Below are 22623 nucleotides of genomic sequence, written 5' to 3' on the forward strand. Positions count from 1 at the left end.
ATCAGCTTGCTTTGTCTGTTTGGAGAAGCCGGGCTTCGCGTTTCATGTGTTCATTGAAGATGCGGACGTGCTCGCGCGCGGCCAGTTCCGCTTCCTCGGGTTTTTGTTGCACGATGGCGGTGACTATCTTGGACAGGCCCTCGTAGTTTTCCCAAAGAAGTTCAGGCGCTTTGGGCGCAAAGCGGTCATCCTCGTCCAGCATTTTGAAATGAAGGGAACTCAGCACCGCGATGAAAAGCTCGTTTCCGGTCATGCGCGCAATGGCCACGTGGATTTCGTCGTCGTAATCGTAGTGTCCTTCCCAGTCCGCCGGGTCCCTTTCCAGCACTTGGCGCGCCTTGGCCAACAGCCCGTTCAGTTCCGCGGCCATATGCGGGGTGACGTGTCGCGCCACCATGCTTGAGGCTTCGCCTTCAAGCACTTCCCGGAATCGGGCGATGTCGTCGAAGGGAATGTTGTTGATTTGCAGAAAGCGCACCATGTTGTCGGCCACAGTCCGCGACTCGATCCCCTTGGCAAAGGTGCCTCCGTGGATTCCCTGGCGGATTTCGATCAGCCCCCGGGCTTCCAGGACGCGGATCGCCTCCCGGACCGAACTGCGGCTGGTCTGAAACTGTTCCTTCATTTGGAGTTCGGAGGGCAGACAGTCTCCAGGTTTGAGCTCGCCATGAATCATGGCCTGTTCAATCTGCTCGACGATCTCTTCGAAGACCTTGTTATGCTTGATGCTTTTTGGTTTGTAGCCCATGGATGACCGAAAGTCCGTTTAAATGTCTGACGTCATACATTAGTGAGCGGAAGGGGAGTCTGTCAATAGAGGCCGTCCTCTAGGGGGGCGGCTGCCCATCCCCAGGATCTGTTGGCTAGCTTGAAGAGAAAATCAGTAGGTTTCGCTCGGCAGCCATCCGAAACTGACTACGCCAAATGGTCGGTGCTCTAAAACATCCAAGTAAATAGAAGTGGCAGTACCTTCCGGAAAGAAATGGAATAAGCCCCAAAGTGCTATAACACACCAACAGGCCGGATTATTCCGCAAAGTCCCACTCCCCAAAAAACAGCGAAACCTCCAGGGACTCGATGGGGAGATCGACATTCTTCGCTAGGTCCCGTGGGCACGAAAAAAGGCTGACAAAGGTGTTAACCCCTTGTCAGCCCTGTGTTTCCGCTGGAGCCAGGAATCGGAATTGAACCGACGACCTACTGATTACGAAGCCCTGTTCTGAAAATATAAGCTGTGTAATTATTCACCTTTTTCGCCGACATCCGCCGCCTGGGCACATAAAAGCATACCCTGGTATACAGTCCGTATACCAGGGTAAAATTAATGAATTTCGGACGTTTACTTTTAAAATCTCAATTTGCTATGATGAAAGCATTTTTTAAAATTCATGCAATATCGGTCGGTTAGTTCGGACGCTCTACTGACTATTTGTTAGTAGGGGCGAATTCTTGTACATATCTCTTGCTCATGGGTGGGAGTGAAGGAACGAACTAATATTGCTTTGAACCCTTTCTGCGTTTTGGTATGAGCTCATAAATCATTTGGTCGGAGGGGGCGTGCTTAAGCTGCTGGTTGGAATTATTTGTTTTGTCTCTTTCATAGTAACCCTTCAATCTCAGATTCGAGAGCATCGATCTGGCAAGGAAGCGTTAGAGAAGCTTTCAAAAGCTGGTTTGTGTTTATTAAGATGGAGAGGTTATGCGAGTTATAAGTCAGAGCTTGTTCATATTAGGCGTTTTACCGGCTACCTTGCAGTTATCTCGACCATTTTGTTTTATTCATTAGGTAGAATTGCCAATGTCGCTTGGCTTGCTCCAGCACCTCTTCTATTTCTTTTCGCATGGGTGTCATTAAAAGATGGTTTAAAATTTGTTGAGATTGTCAAAAAAGATTCTGAGTTTATTGCGATATGTATAGCTTCACCTTGGTTGTATCTTCTTATTCAAAAGTATACTGGATTTGAGTCGGGAATTTTTTACGATTTTGCAAGGTTTGCTACTTTGTTTGGGGTGAGCAATCTTAGCGTCGTAGAGTCTGCATTCACACTAAGTGCGTTGTTTTGCTTCTTTGGCGTCATTTTTGTTGTTTTTCATTGTTTGCTGATATCTTTTATCCCGGTTTGTATTTTGTTTGTGTTGGTATTTCCGTCGATTATCTGTCGTCGCTTATTGAAAGTGCAACCGAAGAATGCCAAGTTTTTCTTTCTCTTGGTACATATAGTTACTACGGGAGCATTACTTTTTTGGCCTAATTAGCCGGTTAAGATGCTTGCTCGTAACCTGGAAAGCTTTCTCGGGAAATGGCAGTACGCTCCTCAAAAGAGCAGTCTTTTAGAATGCAGTTCTTAAAGATCTCTATCTCCTCTTCGGTTAACGGGTTACCTTCTATCGCTTGGGAGGCCACGACATGTTCCAAGCGGCGTAGCTGAATTTCGATTTTGGATGTTGGATGTCTCTTGTGTTCCATGCGCCTATCTCCATAGTGCGCTGATAGGGACCGCGAACATATCCTCACCAAATGGGACCACCTCCGTTCCACCATATAGCACCACGCCTGATTGGAACTTATCTCCGAGATCGTCTTTAACTGCTTTTAGGCCGCGAAAGTGTTTGGGCACGACTTGTGCGGAGTGCTTGATTTCAACGCATGCGATCTCGCCGGACAGCTTTTCCAGAATGAGGTCTACCTCAAGGCCTGCATGAGTGCGGAAGTGATAAGGGGTGGCCGAAACAGTACTCCACGTCAGGTGCTTGAGTATTTCGTTGACCACGAAGGTTTCAAGGAGTTGGCCTGCGAGTTCCGGCGTGTTTGCCAGCCTATCAGCGTCTGCACCCATGAGGTGGGCCGCAAGTCCGCAGTCCACCATGTAAAGCTTAGGGGACTTGACAAGACGTTTGCCGAGGTTGGGAGCCCAAGCTGGCAAGAAGTGGATGAGGAATACCTTCTCAAGAAGGTCCATGTATCGGCCCAGCGTTGCATTCGGCACTTGTAGTGTTCTGGATACCTCGGACTGGTTGAGCTGGCTTGACGTACGCGTTGCGAGCAAGCGCACCAATCTGAGCATGGTCGCCGTTTCCTGAATACGGGCGATGTCGCGTATGTCACGCTCGACAATAGTTGTCAGGTAAGAGTCGAACCATGCGCTTCGTCGTTTTTGCGTTTTACGCGCCATGGCTTCCGGGTAGCCCCCTGCTATCAAGATGTCTGGCAGGTCGTACCCTTCGGCTGCGCTTTGCTGCACGAAGTCTTTGTCGAACAGGGCTTGCACAAAATCCGTCTTGCGCTCATGCACTTCGGCCTGAGAGATCGGCCACAAAGTCTGTATCTCCATGCGTCCGGCAAGGGAGTCGCTCACAAGGGGCAACGTCAGGAGGTTGGCAGAGCCAGTCAGCAGGAATTGTCCCGCCTTCCGATCGGCATCCACAGCCTCTTTGATTGCCAGTAGCAACTCCGGCACCCGCTGAACTTCGTCGATGATCAGAGGCCGTGGTTGCCCTGCGATGAATGCCGTAGGGTCACCGCCAGCCAAGGCTAGAGCCGTGGCGTTGTCCAAGGTGACGTATTTGGCTTCGAACGTGTCAGCGAGCAGGTCTTTGACCAGAGTGCTCTTGCCTACCTGCCGCGCTCCGCGCAGGAAGAGAACGGGTGAGTCGGCCAGTGCCTCAAGGATGTCTTGGGTGATATTTCGTCTAAGCATGATAGAATATTTATCACGAAATGGTAAAATTTCAATCTAAAATTCAATGCCAATTTCCGAACTCATTATACGGGGTGCGACGCGATTTGTACACTTCGGTTTTGTCCGCCAAGCGGGTAGCTAGAATACCAGTGGTCCGATGAAGTGGACCCATGTATCTCCCAGAAATATAAACATTCAGAATGGCCTCCGAGGCCTTCATATCCTCCGCCCTGGATTGATAATGTCGGGAGAGTCACGAACAGGCCATACCAACCCTGCAAAAACCATTTAAATCTTGAGTTCTGAGCCTTTTCAACCTCTTCTATATTGTGTATCGATTAACTTTAATGGAAAGCGAAAGCTTACACCTACCCTGATCAGTTCGAGGCAGTGAATGAATACGGACAACACGCTGACTTTGTTAATATCCGCAGCCGAATGCATCAATTTTGCCTCCGCGCAAAATTCGGTTCCCTTCCTGCGTAGCATCCAAATCCGCAACATCTCGGATGCGCTTGTTGAGAATATCACCCTGGAACTCACTCCTCACCCCCCGTTTTGCCGAAACAAGACATGGACCATAGACAGAATACATGCCAATAGCGACGTATCCCTCTCCGACTTGAGGTTGGAATACGACTTCGCTTTTTTCGATGGGCTCAACGAAGCTGAGCGTGGACAACTGACCTTCCGGCTTCGCCAGAACGAGGCGGCCTTGGGCGAACAGATTCTGCCCATCAGGCTTCTGGCGCGAGACGAATGGGGCGGCTTGGGTGAGATGGCCAGCATTCTCGCTGCGTTTGTCTCGCCAAACGATCCCGTTGTCGCCAAAATTTGCAAAAGGGCAAGTGCGCTCCTGGAAAAGGGCGGTCATAATGGGGCGCTCAATGGATATCAGGATCAAGATCCAAAACGAGCGTATATGCTTGCTGCCGGTATATGGTCGGCCATCACAGAAAAGGCACTGAGCTATGCACAGCCTCCCGCCTCTTTTGAATCCAGAGGGCAGAAAGTCCGAGGGCCGCGGCGGATACACGACGAGGGGTTGGTCACCTGCCTCGACAGCTCGCTGCTATTTGCTGGTGCGCTTGAAGCGGCGGGGCTCAACCCTGTCATTATCTTTACCAAGGGACACGCCTTTACAGGCGTCTGGCTTGCGGACAAGACCCTGCCCTCCATTGAAGAACCGGATGTCGTCGAACTCCGCAAAGCCATCGCGGCACGGGAATTCGTGGCCTTCGAAACAACCTTGGTAACGAATCGCCCCGTAGCGGACTTCACCCAAGCGGTTCAAAACGCCAGGGTGAAACTCAACGAAAAAAACGAAGTCGACTTCGAGCGTGCCGTGGACATCCGCAGGGCTCGTTTTGCGGGTGTCACCCCCCTCGCTGCCCATCATGTCGTAGAATCATCAAAGGAAGCCGCAGAGGAAGTTGCCCCGGCGGCTCTCCCGCCGGAACCAGACTTCGGCATGTTGCCAGGCGAAGTCATCGACGAAACGCCCCAGACAGCTCAGGACAGGATAGACCGCTGGCAACGAAAGCTCCTTGACCTGACTCTTCGAAATCGCCTCCTCAACTTCAAGGACACCAAGCAGACCATCCCGGTCTTGTGCCCGGCTCTTCCGAGACTGGAAGACATGCTGGCGGACGGAAGCCGCCTTCGGGTCATATCCCTCAAGGATGAAAACCCTGTCGGGGCACGTGATCCGGAATTGTATCAGCAACAATACGGCAAAGACATCCATGAGGAGTTCGCCAAGGACGCCCTGGAGCGCAAGCAGCTCTGCATTCCGCTGCCCGGAACAGACATGCGCAACCGGCTGGTCACGCTTTTCCGCAAGGCCAACAGTGAACTCGCGGAAGGGGGCGCCAACACCCTCTACTTGGCGGTGGGCTTCCTCAGGTGGAAAAAAACGGAAAACGACCCGACGCTGTATCGGGCTCCCATCCTCCTGCTCCCGGTTTCCCTGAAACGTCGTTCGGCGAAATCGGATTTTTATCTTGCACACCATGAGGATGACATCCGCATCAACTCGACCCTCCTTCAATTCTTGCAACGGGATTTCGGACTCAGGGTTCCGTCCTTGGAAGGAGAGCTCCCAAAAGACGAATCAGGTATCGACGTCCCTTTGGTCTTCTCGCTCATGCGCCAGGCCGTGCGGGACATCCCAGGATTCGAAGTTGTTGAAGAGGCGGCGTTTTCCACGTTTTCCTTTGCCAAGTATCTCATGTGGAAGGATTTGGTCGACCGAACCGAGGACCTGAGAAACAACCGGCTTGTCAAACATCTCATAGACTCGCCCGAGACTCCTTTTGTCCAAGCGTGTGACGGCCCCTGTCTTCCCCTGCCCAACGAGATCGACAAAAAGATCCCCCTGCATGACCTGCTGACTCCGCTTCCCGCCGACAGCTCCCAGTTGGCTGCCGTTGTTGCGGCCATGAACGGACACGACTTCGTTGTCATCGGCCCTCCCGGCACAGGGAAAAGCCAGACGATCGCCAACATGATCGCCCAGTGCCTCTCCGTGGGGAAACGCGTCCTTTTTGTGGCGGAGAAATCAGCGGCGCTGGACGTGGTTTACCGCCGATTGAAGGCATACGGGCTTGGCGACGTCTGCCTTGAACTCCACTCCAATAAATCCGACAGGAAACGTGTTCTGGCTCAACTGGAAGCCGCTTGGGAACGCAGCGAGACATACGCTACAGATTCATGGACCCGTGCAACCAGCAGACTGGAAGAGGCAAGGGACGAGCTCAACAGGTATGTGGAACAACTTCACGCACCCGGCAGCCATGGCTTCAGTGTTTTCCAAGCCATCGGCATTGTCACCGGACATCGCCCACGGTTCGCCCTTACGTTCGACAATCTCAAGGCGCATGACCCTGGCATGTTCGCCAGGCTTGAGGAGACCGCAATACGCGCGGACAGGATTCACACCATTGTCCGCGACTGCAAGGGATTCGACAGCATCGACGCTGAGGAATGGACGTTTTCTTGGCAAAACAGCCTGATTGAACACGCCGAATCAATTTTGGCCACTATTCCCCAACTCAAGGAAACAGCCGAGGCCTTGGCGCATAAGATAGGGCTACCGGACGCTGAAGAAACAAATCTTGAGCGCATAAAGCAACTCAATCGATTCCATGAAGTCTGCCGGATCGCTTCCAGGCAGGACTACAGCAAGGTCGTAGATGCGGAATTGGGCCGTTTGGAAGAAGCCGCAGCATCTCTCGACGCCGCCATCACCGTCATTCGCCAGGCGCGGTCGAACCTCACGGCCAGCTACGAAAATGCCGAACTGAAACGCATCCCCGTGGACGACATCGACCGTCAATGGCGCGAGGCAAATGCCAAAATGTGGCCATTCTCGGCCTTCGGGCGCAGGCGAATCGGTAAACTTCTCCAGAGCTATGCAGCGGACGGCAAGGTGGATGTCGCTTCGGAAATAATTCCCCTGCGGGAAATCCAAAACAACATTGAAACCATCGACCAGAGCGAGCTGGCAGGGCTTCCGGTATTTCGAAACGAAGAAACCGACCATTCCAACGTGTTGGAATATCTCAAAGGTGCTGAGGATCTGCAACAAGCGCTCGCCGATGTTCGGCGTCATGCCTCTGATGCCCAGCAGTTTGGAGCCGCATTGGACTCCCTGCTCAACCACGGGCAGCAACAACCTGACGCCGAACGCATGGCAACGGCATTTCACTCAGCGCTCAGGGAATTCAAATCGGCCTGTGAAGCCTACGCTGTCCATTCCAAGGGAAAGCTGCATATCCAGTCGATAGAGTCCCTTGAAACGGACCTGCGACATTTGATCGCCCACAAGACTCAACTTGCGGATTGGGTCCGTTGGGTGGCGGTCAGAGAGGAAGCACGGGCACTGGGTCTTGATCCATTTCTGAAGGCACTGCGAACCGGGCAGATCGAAAACGCCAAGTTGGATTTCCGGGTGGCATATTTCCATTGGTGGCTGCCTCTCGTCATAGACGCCAGTTCTGAGCTTCGTGGCTTCCGCCAATGGTCCCATGAAGATTTGATACGAGAATTTCGAAAGAGAGACGAAGCCGTTCAAAAAATGGCCTCGGACCAAGTATTGATTAAGACCTCGCATGGGCTTCCGGCCAGGGATAGCGTCCCTCGCCGCTCGGAATTGGGAACATTGAGGCACCAGCTTGGGCTGCAACGACCGAGCCTTTCCATCCGCAAATTGCTCGAAAACACGCCAACCGTGTTCACCAAGCTGGCACCATGCATGCTCATGTCACCGCTTTCAGTGGCTCAATACCTTCCCGCTGACCAGACTCAATTTGATGTGGTCATTTTCGACGAAGCCTCCCAAATCACGACATGGGATGCGGTCGGGGCTATTGCCAGGGCAGAACAATCCATCATCGTGGGCGACCCGAAACAGTTGCCACCCACCAACTTCTTCGGTCGTACCGATGACGAGGACGAGGAAGACCTTGCCGAATATGAAAAAGACCTGCCCAGTATTCTCGAAGAAGCCAGTGCGGCGGGCCTGCCGGAAGTCCAGTTGAACTGGCATTACCGAAGCCGAGATGAATCGTTGATCTCGTTCTCGAACCATCACTATTATGGTGGTAGGCTCATCACCTTCCCTTCGCCCAAAACAGAATCAGATGCCCTTGTTTTTCACAAAAACGACGGCGCGTATGCGAGAGGCACGGGCCGTACCAACATCACGGAAGCAAGAGAAATCGTCGGGTTTGCCAGGTCACGACTGGAACGCTGGCTACAACTCCCAAAGGAGACAAGACCGACCCTCGGCGTCATCACGTTCAACATCCAGCAACAGGAACTGATCCTCAATCTTTTTGACGAGGCCCGACGTTCCAATCCGAAGCTTGAATGGTTCTTCAGCGAAAATCGGGAAGAACCGGTTATCGTCAAGAACCTGGAAAACATCCAGGGAGACGAGCGGGACATCATGTGCTTCTCCATTACCTTCGGGCTAGATAATGGAGGCAAAATGTCAATGAGTTTCGGCGCGCTCAATCGGGATGGAGGAGAAAGACGACTGAACGTCGCCGTGACGCGCGCCCGATCCGAAATGCATGTCTTCTCATCAATTGAGGCCGATGACATCGACACATCGCGGACCAAGGCCCTTGGTGTGGCCCATCTCAAAACTTTCCTTGATTACGCGAAACGCGGCCCAATTGCCCTTCCAAGCGTAGTAAGACCGGGGATTGGCAGTCCAGAGAGTCCGTTTGAAGAGGCCGTCATGTCCGCCCTTATGGACAAAGGATGGGAGATCCGACCGCAAGTCGGCGTCTCGGGTTACCGAATCGACCTGGGCGTGGTCCATCCCGATCACGCAGGTGCCTACCTGGCGGGCGTTGAGTGTGACGGCGCAACCTACCACAGTTCCGCAAGCGCGCGGGATCGAGACAAAATCCGTGAAGCGGTCCTATGTAACCTCGGGTGGAACATCATCCGCATATGGTCAACAGACTGGTTCATGAATCCTAAGGAAGCGCTCAAACGGGTTCATACAGAACTGGAGGAGGTTCTTGAAAACTCCCGCCAAAAGGAGAAGGAACTAGAAGCCCAGGCCAAAGAACAGGCCGAGCAAAATGAAGAATGGAGAGACGTGCCTGAAGAGCTTGTTGCGGAAACAATGAAATCGCAACCGGAAGAAGAGCATGTTTTGCAGCCTCGGATTTCAAGACAAGTCAAGCTTCCCAATGTAAGCAATGAACTTGAGCTTCCGTATTCTGATCCGGAACCACCAGATCAAAGCTCAAAATATGCCAAATCAACCGGTGTGGATGACTCGACGGCATCAAGTAACGTCTCATCCATCGAATGGCCCGTCCAACCAAATGCAGACCGTTTCTTCGATGCCGGGTACACACCGATTCTCTGTCAACTGATCGACTATCTGGTAGAGATAGAGGGTCCCATCGAGGCCGACCGACTTGCCCGGACCATTTGCAAAGCCCATGGTTGGAAAAGGACTGGGGCCAATATCAGGCAGCAAATCGATACCTGTCTCGGAAAAAATGAACTCCGCAAGGAAGGTAAGGCGACTTTTGTCTGGTCACCCGGAACTTACCAGGAAAAGGTGCCGTACAGGTCCATAGAAGGCAGAGCCGTCACAGACATCTCGCGCCACGAACTATTCGGGCTCATAGCTGACCATCCTGAACTTGTGATGAGCAAAGACCGAGTCCGGGACTTGGCGGATATCCTGGGGGTTAAGCGGCTCTCGCAGAAGGTTAATGAGTACCTCGGCAATTGCCTCTCAACGTATTTCATGCGCTAGATGAATTAGTCACAACTAGGATGATGAAATGGCATTTTATCTAAGAAAATCTGTACGGCTTGGACCAGTAAGATTTAACTTGTCCAAGAGTGGTATTGGCGCATCGGTTGGCGTTAAAGGGTTTAGAGTAGGTGTCCGTCCCAATGGAAAAAGCTATCTACATGCAGGCAGATATGGGCTTTATTATCGTCAGGAAGTAGGAGGAGGAGATTCTGCGCCTACAAATGACGGCACGCCCCCGAGGGAAACAGAAATTGTTCCTTCTTCTCATCCTGATGCTGTTCAGTTTAATTCTGCGAGCTCACAGGAATTGACATCAAAATCAAGAGAGGAACTCATCTCAACCCTTAATAACTCATACAAAGGATTCAGGTTTGACTATTTGTGTGGTGGCTTTTTCCTTTTCCTGTCAATTGTTTTATTAAACAGTAACAAGACGGTCGGAATTGCCACAGCGATCATAGGTACTTTGGCTACAATTGCAATGGCTGTCTGGGAGTCTAAAAGACGCACAGTCACAATTACATATGAATTCGAAGACGATAAGGGTGAGTCTTTCAAGAAGCTGCTATCTGCTTTCAACAATCTTGCCTCAAATGCTAATGTCTGGGCCTTGGTAGATTCTCGCAATATTTATGATTCTCATGAATCAAAATTAAACGCAGGTGCAAGCAATCTTATCAGCAGATCAGCTGTTCAAGTTGGAGAGGGCAAACCCCCTTGGGTGAACACCAATATTGATGTGCCTGTAATGAAGGCACGGCAGCAAACATTATACATGTTGCCAGATGGAATCCTTGTTTACGACAGCAAGGGAGTTGGTTTTGTGGAGTACGGCGGTGTTTCTATTACCGATAACACCACAAAGTTTATTGAAGAGAACCCACCGCATGACGCAAAAGTTGTCGGTCATACATGGAAGCATCCAAATAAAAATGGCGGCCCTGACCGAAGGTTTAAAGATAATTACGAAATTCCAGTTTGCCTGTATGGAGAGCTGAAAATCAAATCAAATTCAGGGATGTCCTTCTACTTAATGACATCAAAGCATGACTCTCCGGTAAACTTTAAAAATGAATTTTGTAGCATAGTTAATTAAAAAATGAACCAACAAAACTCTGCATTCGTACGGGGAGAAGTTGCCCCACATTGTTTGACCCTTGGACGGGATACTAAGAGTTAGTCAAAAGCCGCCCCAGGACATCTGACTGGATGCCCATCTCGACGCTGCCAACGTAGCTACTTGCGGTAGCATACGCCATTTGCTCCAAGCTAAGCCCCTTCCGTGCGTCTAGGGCGACGCGCTTGGCCATCTCATCCGCTTTGACGTTGATCGGGTGAACCTTATAGAAGCTCCCCTCGTGGAGGTAGTGCAGGGCGTGGCAGATGGCGAAAGTCTCTTCGTTCTCGAAATCTTGGCAGGCTGCTGCGATGGCCGCTCTGCCGATCGCCAACTGTTCGAACATGTCGGGATTGGAGCAGGCGTCTCTGAACACTCCCCGAGCGGCGTTATGCGCCAGCTCTCTCGCTTCCTCAAACGATTCGGCAGCCATAGCCGCATCGATCACGCGCCGTGCGCCCTTGTGCAACACTTCGTAGGCGATGTCTTTTCCCGCTGACGCCAGGACTTCCAGGAGAAAACTCTTCATCTCCTTTTCGGTGGTTCCGACGTTCTCGTATTCGACAAATCTGAGCAACTCGTCGGCGATGGTGTATGCGACGTGCCAAATTTCGGCTTCGACAGCGGCCAGGACGTGCCAGGATGTGACAGCGAACGTGGCTCCAAGTGAGATCGGGCCTCCGTGGTCCCAGGCGAAGTGCAGGGCTTGTTCCTGGTCGGCCTTGTAGCTGTAGGTGCACCCTCTTGCGATGTCCCCGTGGTAAGCCTGTACGGCCTCGATGGCTCTGTTCAGAGCCGGGATGAGATTGTGTGAGGCGGCGAATAGGGCGCAGTCCCTTGCAGCATATGCGGCGGCCAAGCTTCTGTCCGCCTTATCATCGCCTATGATAGGCTGGGCTACCTCCCACATCCGTTCCTGGTATTCTTCGTGTTCGATCTCGTCGTGTGCGTACAGGTGTGCCAGTCGCAGGAGGTCCTTGAGCCCGTCCTGGGCGACTTCGGCGTTCTCCCAGAGCGGCATGGTGCGGTAAGCCGCGTCGATGGCGAGCAGCCTGAGTGTCTTCTCTATGAAATTTTCGTGCTCGTAGGGAGCGGCGTTCATGGCTTCCAGGCAGGCGTGAAGGCCGAGGTTTTCTAATATGAACGGGAATGAAGGCTGGGCGTCCTCGGAGTCCGTCAGAAGGGCGAGCTTAGCCTTGGCGGTCGGCTGCATCCCGTCATTGACGAGCTTGCCTTCCGCTATGGAAAGGAAATTCTTCATGGTCTTGTCCTGGCTTGGAAGGATGGAGCTCGGGGCGACAAAACAGCACCCAAGCTGTTGCTTGGCTTAGGTTTTTGGCAGTTTCTCGATGGCTTCTCTTTCGCCTTCGCCGATCAGGTGGTAGTAAGTCCTGAACAGCATCCCTGGGCCGGAGTGACCCATGAGCGAGGATACCGCCTTGATGTCAGCTTTGCCCGCGAGCAGGGTGGAAGCGAAGAAGTGGCGCAGGTGGTACGGAACGACCGTCTTGCCGATGCCGGACTTCTTGACCGCGTTCCTGAACGCGTTGGCATACCCTTTGACGGGCTTACCTCTGAACTCGATTATGTACTCGCATTTGGCTTCCTTTTCCCACTCTTTGATTTCGTTGAGGAATTCCGGCAACAGGCGAACGTATCGGTCGCTCCTGGCCGTCTTTGTCCCGCGAATCCTGACACGCTCGTTGGCGTAGTCCACATCGCTGTACTTGATCTTGAGCAGCTCGGACTGACCAGGGCGGCATCCGGTGTTGAAGGTCAGCTTGATCGCTTTCTGCACGTGCGGCGCGGCGTGGTGGTATATGGCCTGGATGTCCTCAAGGGTGATCTCAAGCTCTCGCGTTTTCTCGCGTTTCATCACGCGCTTTCGCCAAGCCTCCATCGGGTTCTTCTCGATGTATTCGAAGTCCACTCCGAAGTTGAAGATGACGTTCAGGTACGTGATGTAGCGGTTGAACGAGCTGTTGGAGAGACCGGAGTAGGCCACTGCCAGCTTGTCGAAGTCCTTTGCCGTGAGCCTGTGGATCGGAACATGGTTCAGGGCGGGCAGGTATGACTTGTTGAGTCGGTTTCGGACCTCGTTGAGGAACTTCTGCTTACGCCCTCTGGCCTTCTCGTGGTCGAGATACGTCTGGGCGAGCTCATCAAGGTAGACATGGCTCTCCCTGACCTCCTCTTCACGGCTCTTCATCAGCTTGACTTCCGCGTCGCGTTCCCTGGCGGCCTTCTTTGCTTCAACTCCTCTCCCGAAATACTCACGCTTCGGGCTTTTTCGGTACGAAACTCTGTATTGGACGTAGAAACGCCCGTCCTGGGTTTTTCCGACGCTCACCTATACCTCCACCGGAACGAAACCGGGCTTTCGCGTGCGCACGGGGTTGTGGAAGCTGGCCGGGTCGGTCATGAAATCGTCCAGATCCTCCTTGCGGTATCGGTCCCGTTTCGGGCCGCACTTGGGAATCTCGTAATCCTTGGCGAACTGCCGGAACGTGACGACGCAGTAGCCGCAGTATTCGGCTGCCTCCTTCTGTGTGTAAAACTGTCTCTCAACGGTGATGGGCCTGCTCATTGCTGGTATCCTCCTATGTGAAATGGTTTATCCAAACGGAGGGTACTGCTCCCTCCATTGTTATAACCTCATAGACCTGGTGCATAAGTAAACTTGCCTCGCCAAATTAAATGGAATTTTTCAGGATGCTGACTACTTCCGTATCGCTGATGCCGAGATAGCGCATGGTGACGGCTGGCGAGGCGTGGTTGAATCGCTTGCATAAGACCTCGAAGCCGACGCCGAAGTGAACGCGTTGCACATAGCCGAACGTCTTGCGCAGGCTGTGGGCTCCGTAATTGCCGTCGAGGCCAGCATCATGGCACCACGATTTGACCATGCGGTTGACCGATTGGATGGTCAGGGGCTGGTTCTTTCCCTTCTGTGATTGGAACAGGTACTCGACGTCGCTGAACGAGCCTGACGCGAGGAATCTCGTCAGGGCCGTGTGGACGGAATCGTTGACGGCGAGGACGTTGACCTTGCCCGTCTTGGACTCCTTGATGGCGATGGTGTCGTCGACGTTCTTGCCGCGCAGGTCTCCGACCTTGAGCCGCAGGAGGTCTCCGCAACGGATGCCGTTGTTGGTCGCGATCACGAAGAGCAACAGGTCTCGCGGCTTGCCGTGAAGCATCTCTTTGATGGCCGAGATCGCTTCCAGGGAGCGGATGGGCTCGACGGTGATGGAACTTCCCTTGGGAGGGTGATTGTCGTTTCTGGGGCTCATTTTCGAATGTTAAGTATCTGCTTGATTTTGCGTGCATTTTTAACATTTTCAGGATGGACGATGTCGAGGTGTCGATAACTTGTCGAAATCACAGTCACTTTTTGAAGAATGTTAACTTTTGCCAAAAACTTAACATTTGTGGGGTGTTATCGTGAACGTGAGGCCGTGAAGAAAAATTCGGAAAATGAATTTTTTTAGGGAAAGTGGGAAAAAGTACGATCGTGGAAACATTGATCCGATAAATAGTAGCAAGCAGAGGTGAAGCGGCGGGAGCGATTCAGCCTGGGTGGATTTCTTTCAAGAAATGCATCCATGAGCATCGCTCATCGGTTGGGTGGGCGTTGCCCACCTCTTCCGGTGAGCGTGGTCATGCGCGAAGCGCACAATGACACATTCAATGGGTTCTGAATCGTGATTGACTGAATGGGACGATTGCTGGATGAGCTACAGATCGTGGACATCAAGCGTGCTTCAAAAAAGGCTGTTCAAAAAACAAGAAGGGCATTTGCAGGCCATACCCACAAACGCCCATTCCCATTCGCCATGAATTCAGTCTGGCTATCTGAACTTATCCACGCGCTCCCTGAGCAATTCCTTGTCCTTGATGCATTCCATCCAGTACCCCGACCCCATCATCATGTCCTTCCTCAGCTGTCCGACGTTGAGCGCTCTCCTCAAGAACGCCACGATCTCGTTCCAGGCTTTGGGCGAGACCTTCTCGAACTGGCCGTTCAGGACTTTGGTGAAGTGAGATCGGCTGTAGCCGCACTGATTCTGGTAATAGGATGTGCCCATGCGGTCCGACTTGTAAAAGGCGAAGTAGGCGCGGGCCTGGGCAAGGAAGTCGAGATCCTTGGCGAGCTTGCGGGCTGTATCATTCCAAGTTCTGCGGCTTGCGTTGTGCTCATGGTCGTAAAGGTCCATGAGCGTGGCGAGAACCTTGTCGCTGTCCACGCCATCAACCTGCTTGACGAGGTTAATGGCGTTGCCGGACCACGTGCAGGCATGGCACCGGGCGACGCCGTTGTCGCTGTACGGCCTGAATGCTGTTTCGCCGCAAAAAGGGCAAACGAGGTTGCCTCCCCTGGTTGTCGAGTTGAGGCCGAGATCGGCGAAAAGCTCCTGGAAATTGACGTCGTTCAACATCGTATCTCTCCGTATTACATATAATAATAGAAAACATGAGTTGGGCGGGCAGACGATCCGCAAGCCGCTCACATTTCTATTTATGTGGACGGAAAGAAAATTTAGTTCACGATGTCAGAGGCGAAGCCGTAGATGGCGCAGAGGTTCTCATCAGACGCTGATTCGATGATCTTGTGGAGCTTCTGGACGAGTTCCTTGCGGTCGACCTCGTACTCGTGGGAGCCGTCGAGCAGCTCATAAGTCTCGACTCCAAGGGCTACCGCGATCTGGCCGAGGTTCTTGACGGAGATGTTGTTTGCGCCCCTTTCGACCTCGCCGAGGTACTTGTCATTGAGGCCAGCCATCTCGGCCAGCCTGCTTTGAGACAGCCCGTTCTTCTGTCTGAGTTCCCGAATCCTCTTGCCTAGCTTGAGCAGAATGTCATCCATATGCGCCTCCGAGTACCTGGATATATCCGTGGTTGGCGGATGTGGACCTGATATATATTTACTTTTTGTAAATGGGTTGATATATCGGTGTTCTGTCTTGGTATTTACGCCATCGGAAACGAATACGAGGAGAATCCATCATGAGCCAAGGAACCACGGAGCAGGCATCGAGCCAGGGGCAGACCATCAACGTCAACGTGAACGGAGGCGGCAGGTACACCACGCTGTCGTCCGAGAAGAGCCGCAAGACGGCCTTGATCCTGTGCATCGCTCTTGGAATCATCGGCGGTCACTTGTTCTACGTGGGCCGGATCGGCAAGGGTATCTTGTACCTGCTGACGGGCGGCCTGTTCTTCATCGGCGCGATCATGGACGCAATCGCCATTGCGAGCGGGAGCTTCAAGGACAATGCGGGCGCTCCGCTCAGGGAGTGGTAGCACTTGATTTCGGCTGGGGTGAGCATGGGCCGAAGGCTGCGCCTTCGGCCTTTTGCGTTCACGAAGCGGTTGTAAGTCGTTTGTCTGGACTATAGGAGGCAGATATATATGCGAAAATTCGTGACGACATTGGCATTGATGCTGACAATGATGTGCGGGGCTGCGGCAGCCGAAACGTTCACAGGTCCAATCACTACAGAGTTTCAAGGGGTTGGGGACAATTTCAGGCGGATTCAGGTCGAGGGAAACTGGATCATGATTGGCTGTGGCCCAGATTCGGGCTTGAGCGAAGAGCTCTTGGCGTACCTCGACGACCACTGGGACAATACGGGCAGCGTCACCGGAGACGTTGTGAATGATCCTCATTGGGGCCTGTGCATCGACAATGTCGCCTTGGCGGAAGATGAGCCGAAGGCTGAGCCAATTCCAAAGGCTCCGTCCAAGCTGGCCGAGTATGACTGGATCAGGCTGCCGAGCGATTTGACATCCGAGGAGATGGAGATCGTGGAGACCTCTTTGACCGACGTATTCTGGGACCCGGTGTACCAAGTGCCGATGAAGAATTACGTTGGCGTTTGCCGATATTTCCACGATAGGGGCTTCACTGTGGACGTCGATTTCAGGTTTGACAGGTTCACGAAGCCTGAACCGGACGGCACGGAAGGCATCCACAAGGTCATCGTGACGATGGTCAATCGCAAGAGCGACGTCGCGCTCACTTTGATGATAGCGGTCATCTACACGTGCCCTGCGGCGCAGACGGTGATGATTCAGAAGAACGGCGACACGGGCGCAAAGGCTTTTTTGATGATTGGTAACGGGACCTTGCAGACAGAGCGCTACACACAGAAGGATTGGCGGAGGATCAGCGGCGAGGATTGGTTCGTGATCATGAGGTCGATCATTGATAACGGCTACGTACAGGAAGGGTAGTTGTTGGCAGAAATATGAGAAGGGCGTCCTGGTAGTGGCCGGGACGCCCTTCATTGTGGCTAATCGTCAGCGTGTGCTGCGGCTATCTCATCCTGGAAGAACCAGTCGTTGCTGCTGATGTTGAAATCAGGGCATCTTTCGGGACTCAATTCGTCCTCGAAAAAGGGGGGAATTTCTTCCTCAGGCGCAGGCCGCATCTCTTCCTCGAAGAATGGGTCGTAGCTTTCCTCTGGCGCTGGTCGGCGCTCCTCTTCATAGAACGGATCATCAGGGCTAATGGAGAATCTGTCGCGGCTGGAGTTCTTCTTTTCCTGCAAGAATCTAGTCCGGTTTCTGTCTAGAATCTCCTTCAAATTCTTCGGCGTGGACCCTCCCGGGAAGTAGCCGCTAGCCAACTCCGTGTCGTCGCTGAGATGGCAAGTGTGCTGGGCTTCATCGTCGTCATTAGAGGCCGTCGGCAGATCGTCCCAAGCAACTTCATACCTTACGTGAGATTCAAAAATCTCTCTGGCTCGCTTCAGGCTGGTTACGTGGATACAGCGCTGCTTGCGGTGCGTCTTGTATGGGAACTCCTCAAAGAAGGACAACAGAAACTGGGTCAGCATTTTCTGGCGTGTGATGTCGTTGTGCCCGATATAGCCCTTCATTTTCTCCCGTTCAGATTTGTACGCCATGAAATCGTTGAAGAAGGCTCGCGTAGGGACGTGACCTCCTCCCCACAGGAATTCTCGCTCAGGATCGTCGATCTCGTCGGCGCAAGTGTTGAGGCTGTCGAAAAGCCACTTCTCTACCAGAGGGAGTCCCTCGTAGATGTCGTTCCAGAGAGCTGGAGCACGCGGAGGCTGTCGCATTGCCTCGTGGTCGACAGGGAAACTCAGCAGGAAATCCATGAACGCCTCTCTGCCTCCGTTGTCGATCTCGTGCCGGAGTTCCTTGAAGTAGGCAACATCACACTGCTTTATGTTGCTCACCTCAAGGGCAAAGTACCTGCGTTCATCCAGGGAGGCTGGCACCGCTCTCTTCTCGTTGCTGATGAACACTAACCGCATGTACGATCGCTCCTCGAAGGAGTCTACTCCCTTGGGTTCGTACCTGGCTCGTGGGCCAGTGATCATGTTCTTGATCCGGCCTTCGTCGCTCTTAGAGCCTGCCCAAATGGCCTCTTCAAGCACCAGCAGGAGCTTGCCACGGAGGTGGTGGTTGAACTTGCCCGTCGCCTGCTCGCCGAGGTCGACTGTCGCATAGGTTCTGCCCAGAATGTGCTCGAATATGCCTTCCAGGATGGTGCTCTTGCCGGTTCCCTTCTTGCCTTTGATGACCAGTGCGACTCCAGGCTTCTCTGTAGGGAACTGCAACAGCTGGGCGAACCACATGATCAGGTACTTGTAGTATTCTTCGTTGCCGCCGCACCATACCTGCTTGAGGTGGTATTCGATTTTGGGGAAAGCACCCTTGCGAGGCTCAACCTCAAACCCGCGCCAGAGGTTGTATCGTTTGCCCTGAATATCTTTCGGGAACTCGTCAGGGTAGAACTCAACACGATCGTATGACCTTCTGCCTTCCCAGTACAGCCAGTGCGTGCCGAGGCTCTTGGTTTCCAGGTTGCCGCAGGAGGAAAGAACGGTGATCTTCTCGCTGTCGAACTGAGTCCGAAAGTTCGGGGGAGTGTGCGGGATAAGTTCGAAGTTGCCGTGCATGTCCGAGGCCTCTTCCAAGACGAAGGTTTTGCCATTGTAAGGCGCGACGAAGAACGTTTCGTTCATTTCGTGAAGCCTTGCCTGCCCTCGCATGATCGCATTCTCCCTGTCCTCAGACCGCTGGCTTTTGCGCGTCTGCTCGCGTTCCTTGATGAACTTGCACCACTCTTCAGAAAGCTCCCGGCCCGCCAGCTTGGAGAATTCCCTGCTGTTGTTGACCCACAGGCTATTCCCGTCCTTGTCCCGAGCCCCCTTGCGCTTGTGGAAGAGCTGGAACGAGTTTCCGCTTGCTCCGCAGGTGAGGCACTCCCAGTGACGATCGTCCTTGCAGATGACGTCCTTGCCGTCGATGCTGTCGTGGCCGAGGAGACATTTGAAACGTTCGGCCTCCGAGGGGTATATGTGCTCGCCGTAGGTCGAGTACACCTCAGAGACCGGAACGGCTTCGACGACCTTCTTCCACAGGGGAGTCTCCCACGGAGCCTCTGGGCCTGATCCTGCTTCCTCACTCTCGATGTTCTCCCTGAAGGCCGGGGAGATCTCCTTGGCCGCTTCGACGATGAATGTGCGCTGTTCCTCTTCGGTCGTGCCGACGCCTTCAAGGCTACAAGTCAGCTCGCTGAGCGAGAGGGATGCCACGGGCACGTCCCTGAGAACCGGCCTGGACGCGCCCGCTCGGGGCCGACCATCTGCATCCATTTTCGCGATACCCTTGGGCAGGAGCGTCAGGATGGGAGGAAGCGAGAGGCTGTTGAGAACGGAAGTGCCTTGGTTAAGCACATTGTGCGCCCATTCGGTGCGCTCGTCTTCTGTGAGCGGCTTCTTCCAAGACATTTTGGACGGATTGTGTGTGTCAGATATCGTGAAGTACGTGATCGGAAGGTTGGTGCCGGTTGCGAATTCCGCGTAACTGGTCGGCAAACTGTTTATGGCTTCGATTCCCTCGACGTCCTCGCACACGAGGACGACGAGGGCTTCATCTTTTGTGGAGGGGGCGTTAGTGCTCATTGTATGTTCTCCTGGTTGTCTGCGTGATTCAAAAACACATGTAACAGGTGGATTTTGGACTTGGTCTTGAGAAGACCGAGGCGTTAGGCTGCATGTTTGGAATGTTATGAATATCTTAGTGTTACATGTGTTATAAGTGTTTATCTTATTGTTTTTATATGTTTTGTTTGTCTCTTGGTCTGTTCTTAAAGCGTTGTTGTCTGTGCTGTATGGTTTGATGGTGCGGATGTCGTGTTGCCCTTGTTCGTGGTTTTTTTGGGGGAGGCCGTTTGTTCTGAGGGGGTGCCCCGAAGAGGATTCGGTGCCTCTTCGGGGCGGGGGCTTTTGGGTTACGCGGCTCTGCCAATCGGCTTGCCTTCCAAGTCCATGCGCTCAAAAGCATCGATAGCTCCATCCCAGGCAATGAAAGCCGAGAACTCTCGCGCAGGGAAGTGGATGGCTTCTTCCTGGACCATGGTAACTATGTCTAAAACGAAATCGTCGCGAACGAGGCTGTCTTCAAAGAATGTCTCATCGAAGAAAGACAAGAAGATTCTCACTCCGGCTCTCCACTTTGTGGAGATGTGATCTGCATTTTTAAGAACGCTGTGAGCGTTATCCAAAGCGAGCTGCTCGTAGTAGCCTCTGTTACGGGCAGCCTGAGTTTGCACCCTATCGAATATGTACCGGTTGGTGATGTCGAGAATTCCATTAAAAGAATCTTCACCTGTGCCGAACCAAGCCTGCATGGCGGCTCTAGCACCCCCAATCAAAATGTCGCTTACGATCTGGTCTGCGGTGGGCTTGAGCATCTCGGCGATAAATGCATAGAGATCCTCTTTAGAACCCTTCCAGTTAGGGTCTGTGGCTGTAAGCCCAATCAGGTGCGCAATCGGCTCGGTTACATAGCGGATCGCTTCTTGTGTGTACGTGAGCAAGTCAGGGCTATTGGCAGCAACGGTGGCGGCCAGTGCGATGACGTCTCCCTTTTTCCATGCTTTCTGATACGCCCTCAGCTCGTCGTGGGAGATGAGATCGGCTGCCTCTGCTGCAGCCAGAGCGAACGGCGTCTGCGCGAATCCCATTCTGTTGATCCTGTCAAGCTCTACGTAGAATCGACCAGATTCGTTCAGCTCTCGATTAATGTCAGTCAAAAGGGCTGCGGACTGCTGCTGTCGATGCAATGCCAGCTCAATGTCGCTTTCCCTCTGGGCGTCACGTTTCTTGTTACGGGCCAGATTCTTGGCTGCGGTTCGTTTTGCGTTGGCCTTCAAACGCTTGGTGTTTTTCTTGGATTTCTTGGTCATTGTTTATTCCTTATTCCGCTGTATTCGCGGCTTAATTCTGTTAGGGGGGGGGCTCGCATTCACAATCGCTTGTTTCTGCTGTATAGTGTCCTCTGCGTACAACATACTGGAGTTTCATTTGCCAGGGGGCAGGTGCCAGCTGTCCCCCTGGCTTCGATAGGATTCCTCCGTGTTAGCGTTTACGCAGCCAGGCCATCAGGAGATTCGTCATCGACGTCCTCCTGGTGGCCTTCCAGTTCCCAGAGGTCTTCGACGTCTACGAAAGCCATCTCAATCTCATAGTCGAATTCAGTGTAGCGGTAGATTGCGCACAGCCAGGCCGCGAAAAATGCGATGTTTCTCGGGGTCACCTCTTCCCAGAGGGTCTGCACCTCGTTAGCGATCAGCATATTCCCCTCAGTCAGGTCGTATTCCGAGTCGATATCAACGTTTTGCAATGCCTCGACGGCGTTGGTCGCCCATGCCCCGACGGCGCTGGAGTTTTCGATGATGCCGATGGCGATTTCGATTGCGTGCTGACGGAGATGGGCCTCGTTTTCTGCCATGAAGTTTGCGCACCGTTTGTCCATGAAAGGCAAAAGGAGGGATGCCTGATCGGCCATGTTGTCGGACTGTCTCAGTGCCAGGAGTACGGCTTTTGTCGTCATTTCCAGGGGGGTTTTCTGGGCGATCTGACGGGTTGCTCCGTAAGCAATGCCGCCGATGAATTCCTGGTGGTTAAACTCGTCATGCATCCATTTTGCGGCCAACTCCGGGGTGTCGAGCGATGCGATGATCGGAGCGATTGCCTTGTCCAGCAGTTCCTCCAGGGGGTCCCAAAGGCAGGGCCGGGTGGCAGCCAAAGCTGCGAGTCCAGAGATCTCTGCGCAGTTGGAACAGCCTTCTCCAAGGGGCGACAGGTCCCCTTCGAGGAGCTTCTCGGCTGCGTCTCCTGCCATGCGTCCAAAGTGGATGAGGTCCTGCACTTCCTGAGGGGCAAGGAAGGGGGTGTCAGGGTCGCGGTTTACCGCGTCTCCGGACCATTCGCCTTCGGTGGTCAGGGTCTCGATGAAAGTGAACATCTCAGTGGAAAAATTCGTCATGGTGTACCTCCTTGGTACGTGTTGCACGCTTTTGGCGCTGTTTAGTATGGAGGCTGAGAGGTATTCTCCCAGCTCGGTGTCCGGTCGTCCTTGGGAACATCGGACTTCGAGTGCCAAGCCTATCTTGGCGTCGATGTGGGACTATAGGGCCGTGGGGACTCAAATTGTGAACCAAGCTGTTCAATGAAAAGTAAAATAATTTTCAGTTTTCACAAAAAATT

17 protein-coding genes are annotated in these 22623 nt (G+C 53.1%); 5 read left to right on the top strand and 12 right to left on the bottom strand.

Annotated elements, in window-relative coordinates:
* Position 1: 1 nt before the first annotated feature.
* Positions 2-748 (bottom strand): FadR/GntR family transcriptional regulator, encoded by a 747-nt coding sequence (locus ACR42D_RS04760; protein ID WP_484565721.1) that lies wholly within the window; start codon positions 746-748, stop codon positions 2-4.
* Between the two features lie 809 nt (positions 749-1557).
* Here ACR42D_RS04760 and ACR42D_RS04765 point away from each other — a divergent pair.
* Positions 1558-2256, top strand: coding sequence for a hypothetical protein (locus ACR42D_RS04765; RefSeq protein ID WP_484565722.1), 699 nt, complete (start codon positions 1558-1560; stop codon positions 2254-2256).
* 4 nt (positions 2257-2260) lie between these two features.
* On the opposite strand, the gene ACR42D_RS04770 is transcribed toward ACR42D_RS04765, so the two are convergent.
* Together ACR42D_RS04770 and ACR42D_RS04775 are read right to left on the bottom strand one after the other, a co-directional pair.
* The gene (locus ACR42D_RS04770) at positions 2261-2467 is read right to left on the bottom strand and encodes a hypothetical protein (RefSeq protein ID WP_484565723.1); all 207 of its coding nucleotides are present in this window, start codon (positions 2465-2467) and stop codon (positions 2261-2263) included.
* A 4-nt stretch (positions 2468-2471) separates the two neighbouring features.
* On the bottom strand, positions 2472-3698 hold the full coding sequence (locus ACR42D_RS04775; protein WP_484565724.1) for an ATP-binding protein: 1227 nt from the start codon (positions 3696-3698) through the stop codon (positions 2472-2474).
* Positions 3699-4074: 376 nt separating this feature from the next.
* On the opposite strand from ACR42D_RS04775, the gene ACR42D_RS04780 reads away from it, so the two are divergent.
* Both ACR42D_RS04780 and ACR42D_RS04785 read left to right on the top strand, forming a co-directional pair.
* A complete protein-coding gene (locus ACR42D_RS04780) occupies positions 4075-9972 on the top strand; it encodes a DUF3320 domain-containing protein (protein WP_484565725.1) in 5898 nt (1965 codons plus the stop codon).
* A gap of 28 nt (positions 9973-10000) precedes the next feature.
* Positions 10001-11071, top strand: a complete 1071-nt coding sequence (locus ACR42D_RS04785) for a DUF4236 domain-containing protein (protein WP_484565726.1) — start codon at positions 10001-10003, stop codon at positions 11069-11071.
* 73 nt (positions 11072-11144) lie between these two features.
* On the opposite strand, the gene ACR42D_RS04790 is transcribed toward ACR42D_RS04785, so the two are convergent.
* The 6 genes from ACR42D_RS04790 to ACR42D_RS04815 all read right to left on the bottom strand — a co-directional run bounded on the left by ACR42D_RS04790 (position 11145) and on the right by ACR42D_RS04815 (position 15959).
* Positions 11145-12353, bottom strand: coding sequence for a hypothetical protein (locus ACR42D_RS04790; RefSeq protein WP_484565727.1), 1209 nt, complete (start codon positions 12351-12353; stop codon positions 11145-11147).
* A gap of 66 nt (positions 12354-12419) precedes the next feature.
* Positions 12420-13442 (bottom strand): tyrosine-type recombinase/integrase, encoded by a 1023-nt coding sequence (locus ACR42D_RS04795; protein WP_484565728.1) that lies wholly within the window; start codon positions 13440-13442, stop codon positions 12420-12422.
* Complete coding sequence (locus ACR42D_RS04800) at positions 13443-13679, bottom strand: helix-turn-helix domain-containing protein (protein ID WP_484565729.1); 237 nt, start codon at positions 13677-13679, stop codon at positions 13443-13445. It abuts the gene before it with no gap.
* 106 nt (positions 13680-13785) lie between these two features.
* On the bottom strand, positions 13786-14385 hold the full coding sequence (locus ACR42D_RS04805; RefSeq protein WP_484565730.1) for a tyrosine-type recombinase/integrase: 600 nt from the start codon (positions 14383-14385) through the stop codon (positions 13786-13788).
* A 558-nt stretch (positions 14386-14943) separates the two neighbouring features.
* Positions 14944-15531 carry a hypothetical protein gene (locus ACR42D_RS04810; protein ID WP_484565731.1) on the bottom strand — a complete coding sequence of 196 codons (588 nt, stop codon included), beginning with the start codon at positions 15529-15531 and terminating at the stop codon, positions 14944-14946.
* 101 nt (positions 15532-15632) lie between these two features.
* Positions 15633-15959, bottom strand: coding sequence for a helix-turn-helix domain-containing protein (locus ACR42D_RS04815; RefSeq protein ID WP_484565732.1), 327 nt, complete (start codon positions 15957-15959; stop codon positions 15633-15635).
* A gap of 140 nt (positions 15960-16099) precedes the next feature.
* Between ACR42D_RS04815 and ACR42D_RS04820 the strand changes: the two genes are divergently transcribed.
* Together ACR42D_RS04820 and ACR42D_RS04825 are read left to right on the top strand one after the other, a co-directional pair.
* On the top strand, positions 16100-16396 hold the full coding sequence (locus ACR42D_RS04820; RefSeq protein WP_484565733.1) for a TM2 domain-containing protein: 297 nt from the start codon (positions 16100-16102) through the stop codon (positions 16394-16396).
* Between the two features lie 108 nt (positions 16397-16504).
* Positions 16505-17329, top strand: coding sequence for a hypothetical protein (locus ACR42D_RS04825; protein ID WP_484565734.1), 825 nt, complete (start codon positions 16505-16507; stop codon positions 17327-17329).
* Positions 17330-17388: 59 nt separating this feature from the next.
* Here ACR42D_RS04825 and ACR42D_RS04830 read toward each other — a convergent pair whose 3' ends face one another.
* The 3 genes from ACR42D_RS04830 to ACR42D_RS04840 all read right to left on the bottom strand — a co-directional run bounded on the left by ACR42D_RS04830 (position 17389) and on the right by ACR42D_RS04840 (position 22402).
* Entirely contained in the window at positions 17389-20034 is a 2646-nt protein-coding gene (locus ACR42D_RS04830) for a primase-helicase family protein (protein ID WP_484565735.1), read from the bottom strand.
* A 329-nt stretch (positions 20035-20363) separates the two neighbouring features.
* On the bottom strand, positions 20364-21320 hold the full coding sequence (locus tag ACR42D_RS04835; protein ID WP_484565736.1) for a hypothetical protein: 957 nt from the start codon (positions 21318-21320) through the stop codon (positions 20364-20366).
* A 179-nt stretch (positions 21321-21499) separates the two neighbouring features.
* Entirely contained in the window at positions 21500-22402 is a 903-nt protein-coding gene (locus tag ACR42D_RS04840) for a hypothetical protein (RefSeq protein ID WP_484565737.1), read from the bottom strand.
* Positions 22403-22623: the final 221 nt, after the last annotated feature.

It is taken from the genome of Pseudodesulfovibrio sp. lm2024 (genome assembly GCF_051175575.1).
GTDB classification, from domain to species: Bacteria; Desulfobacterota; Desulfovibrionia; order Desulfovibrionales; family Desulfovibrionaceae; genus Pseudodesulfovibrio; species Pseudodesulfovibrio caledoniensis.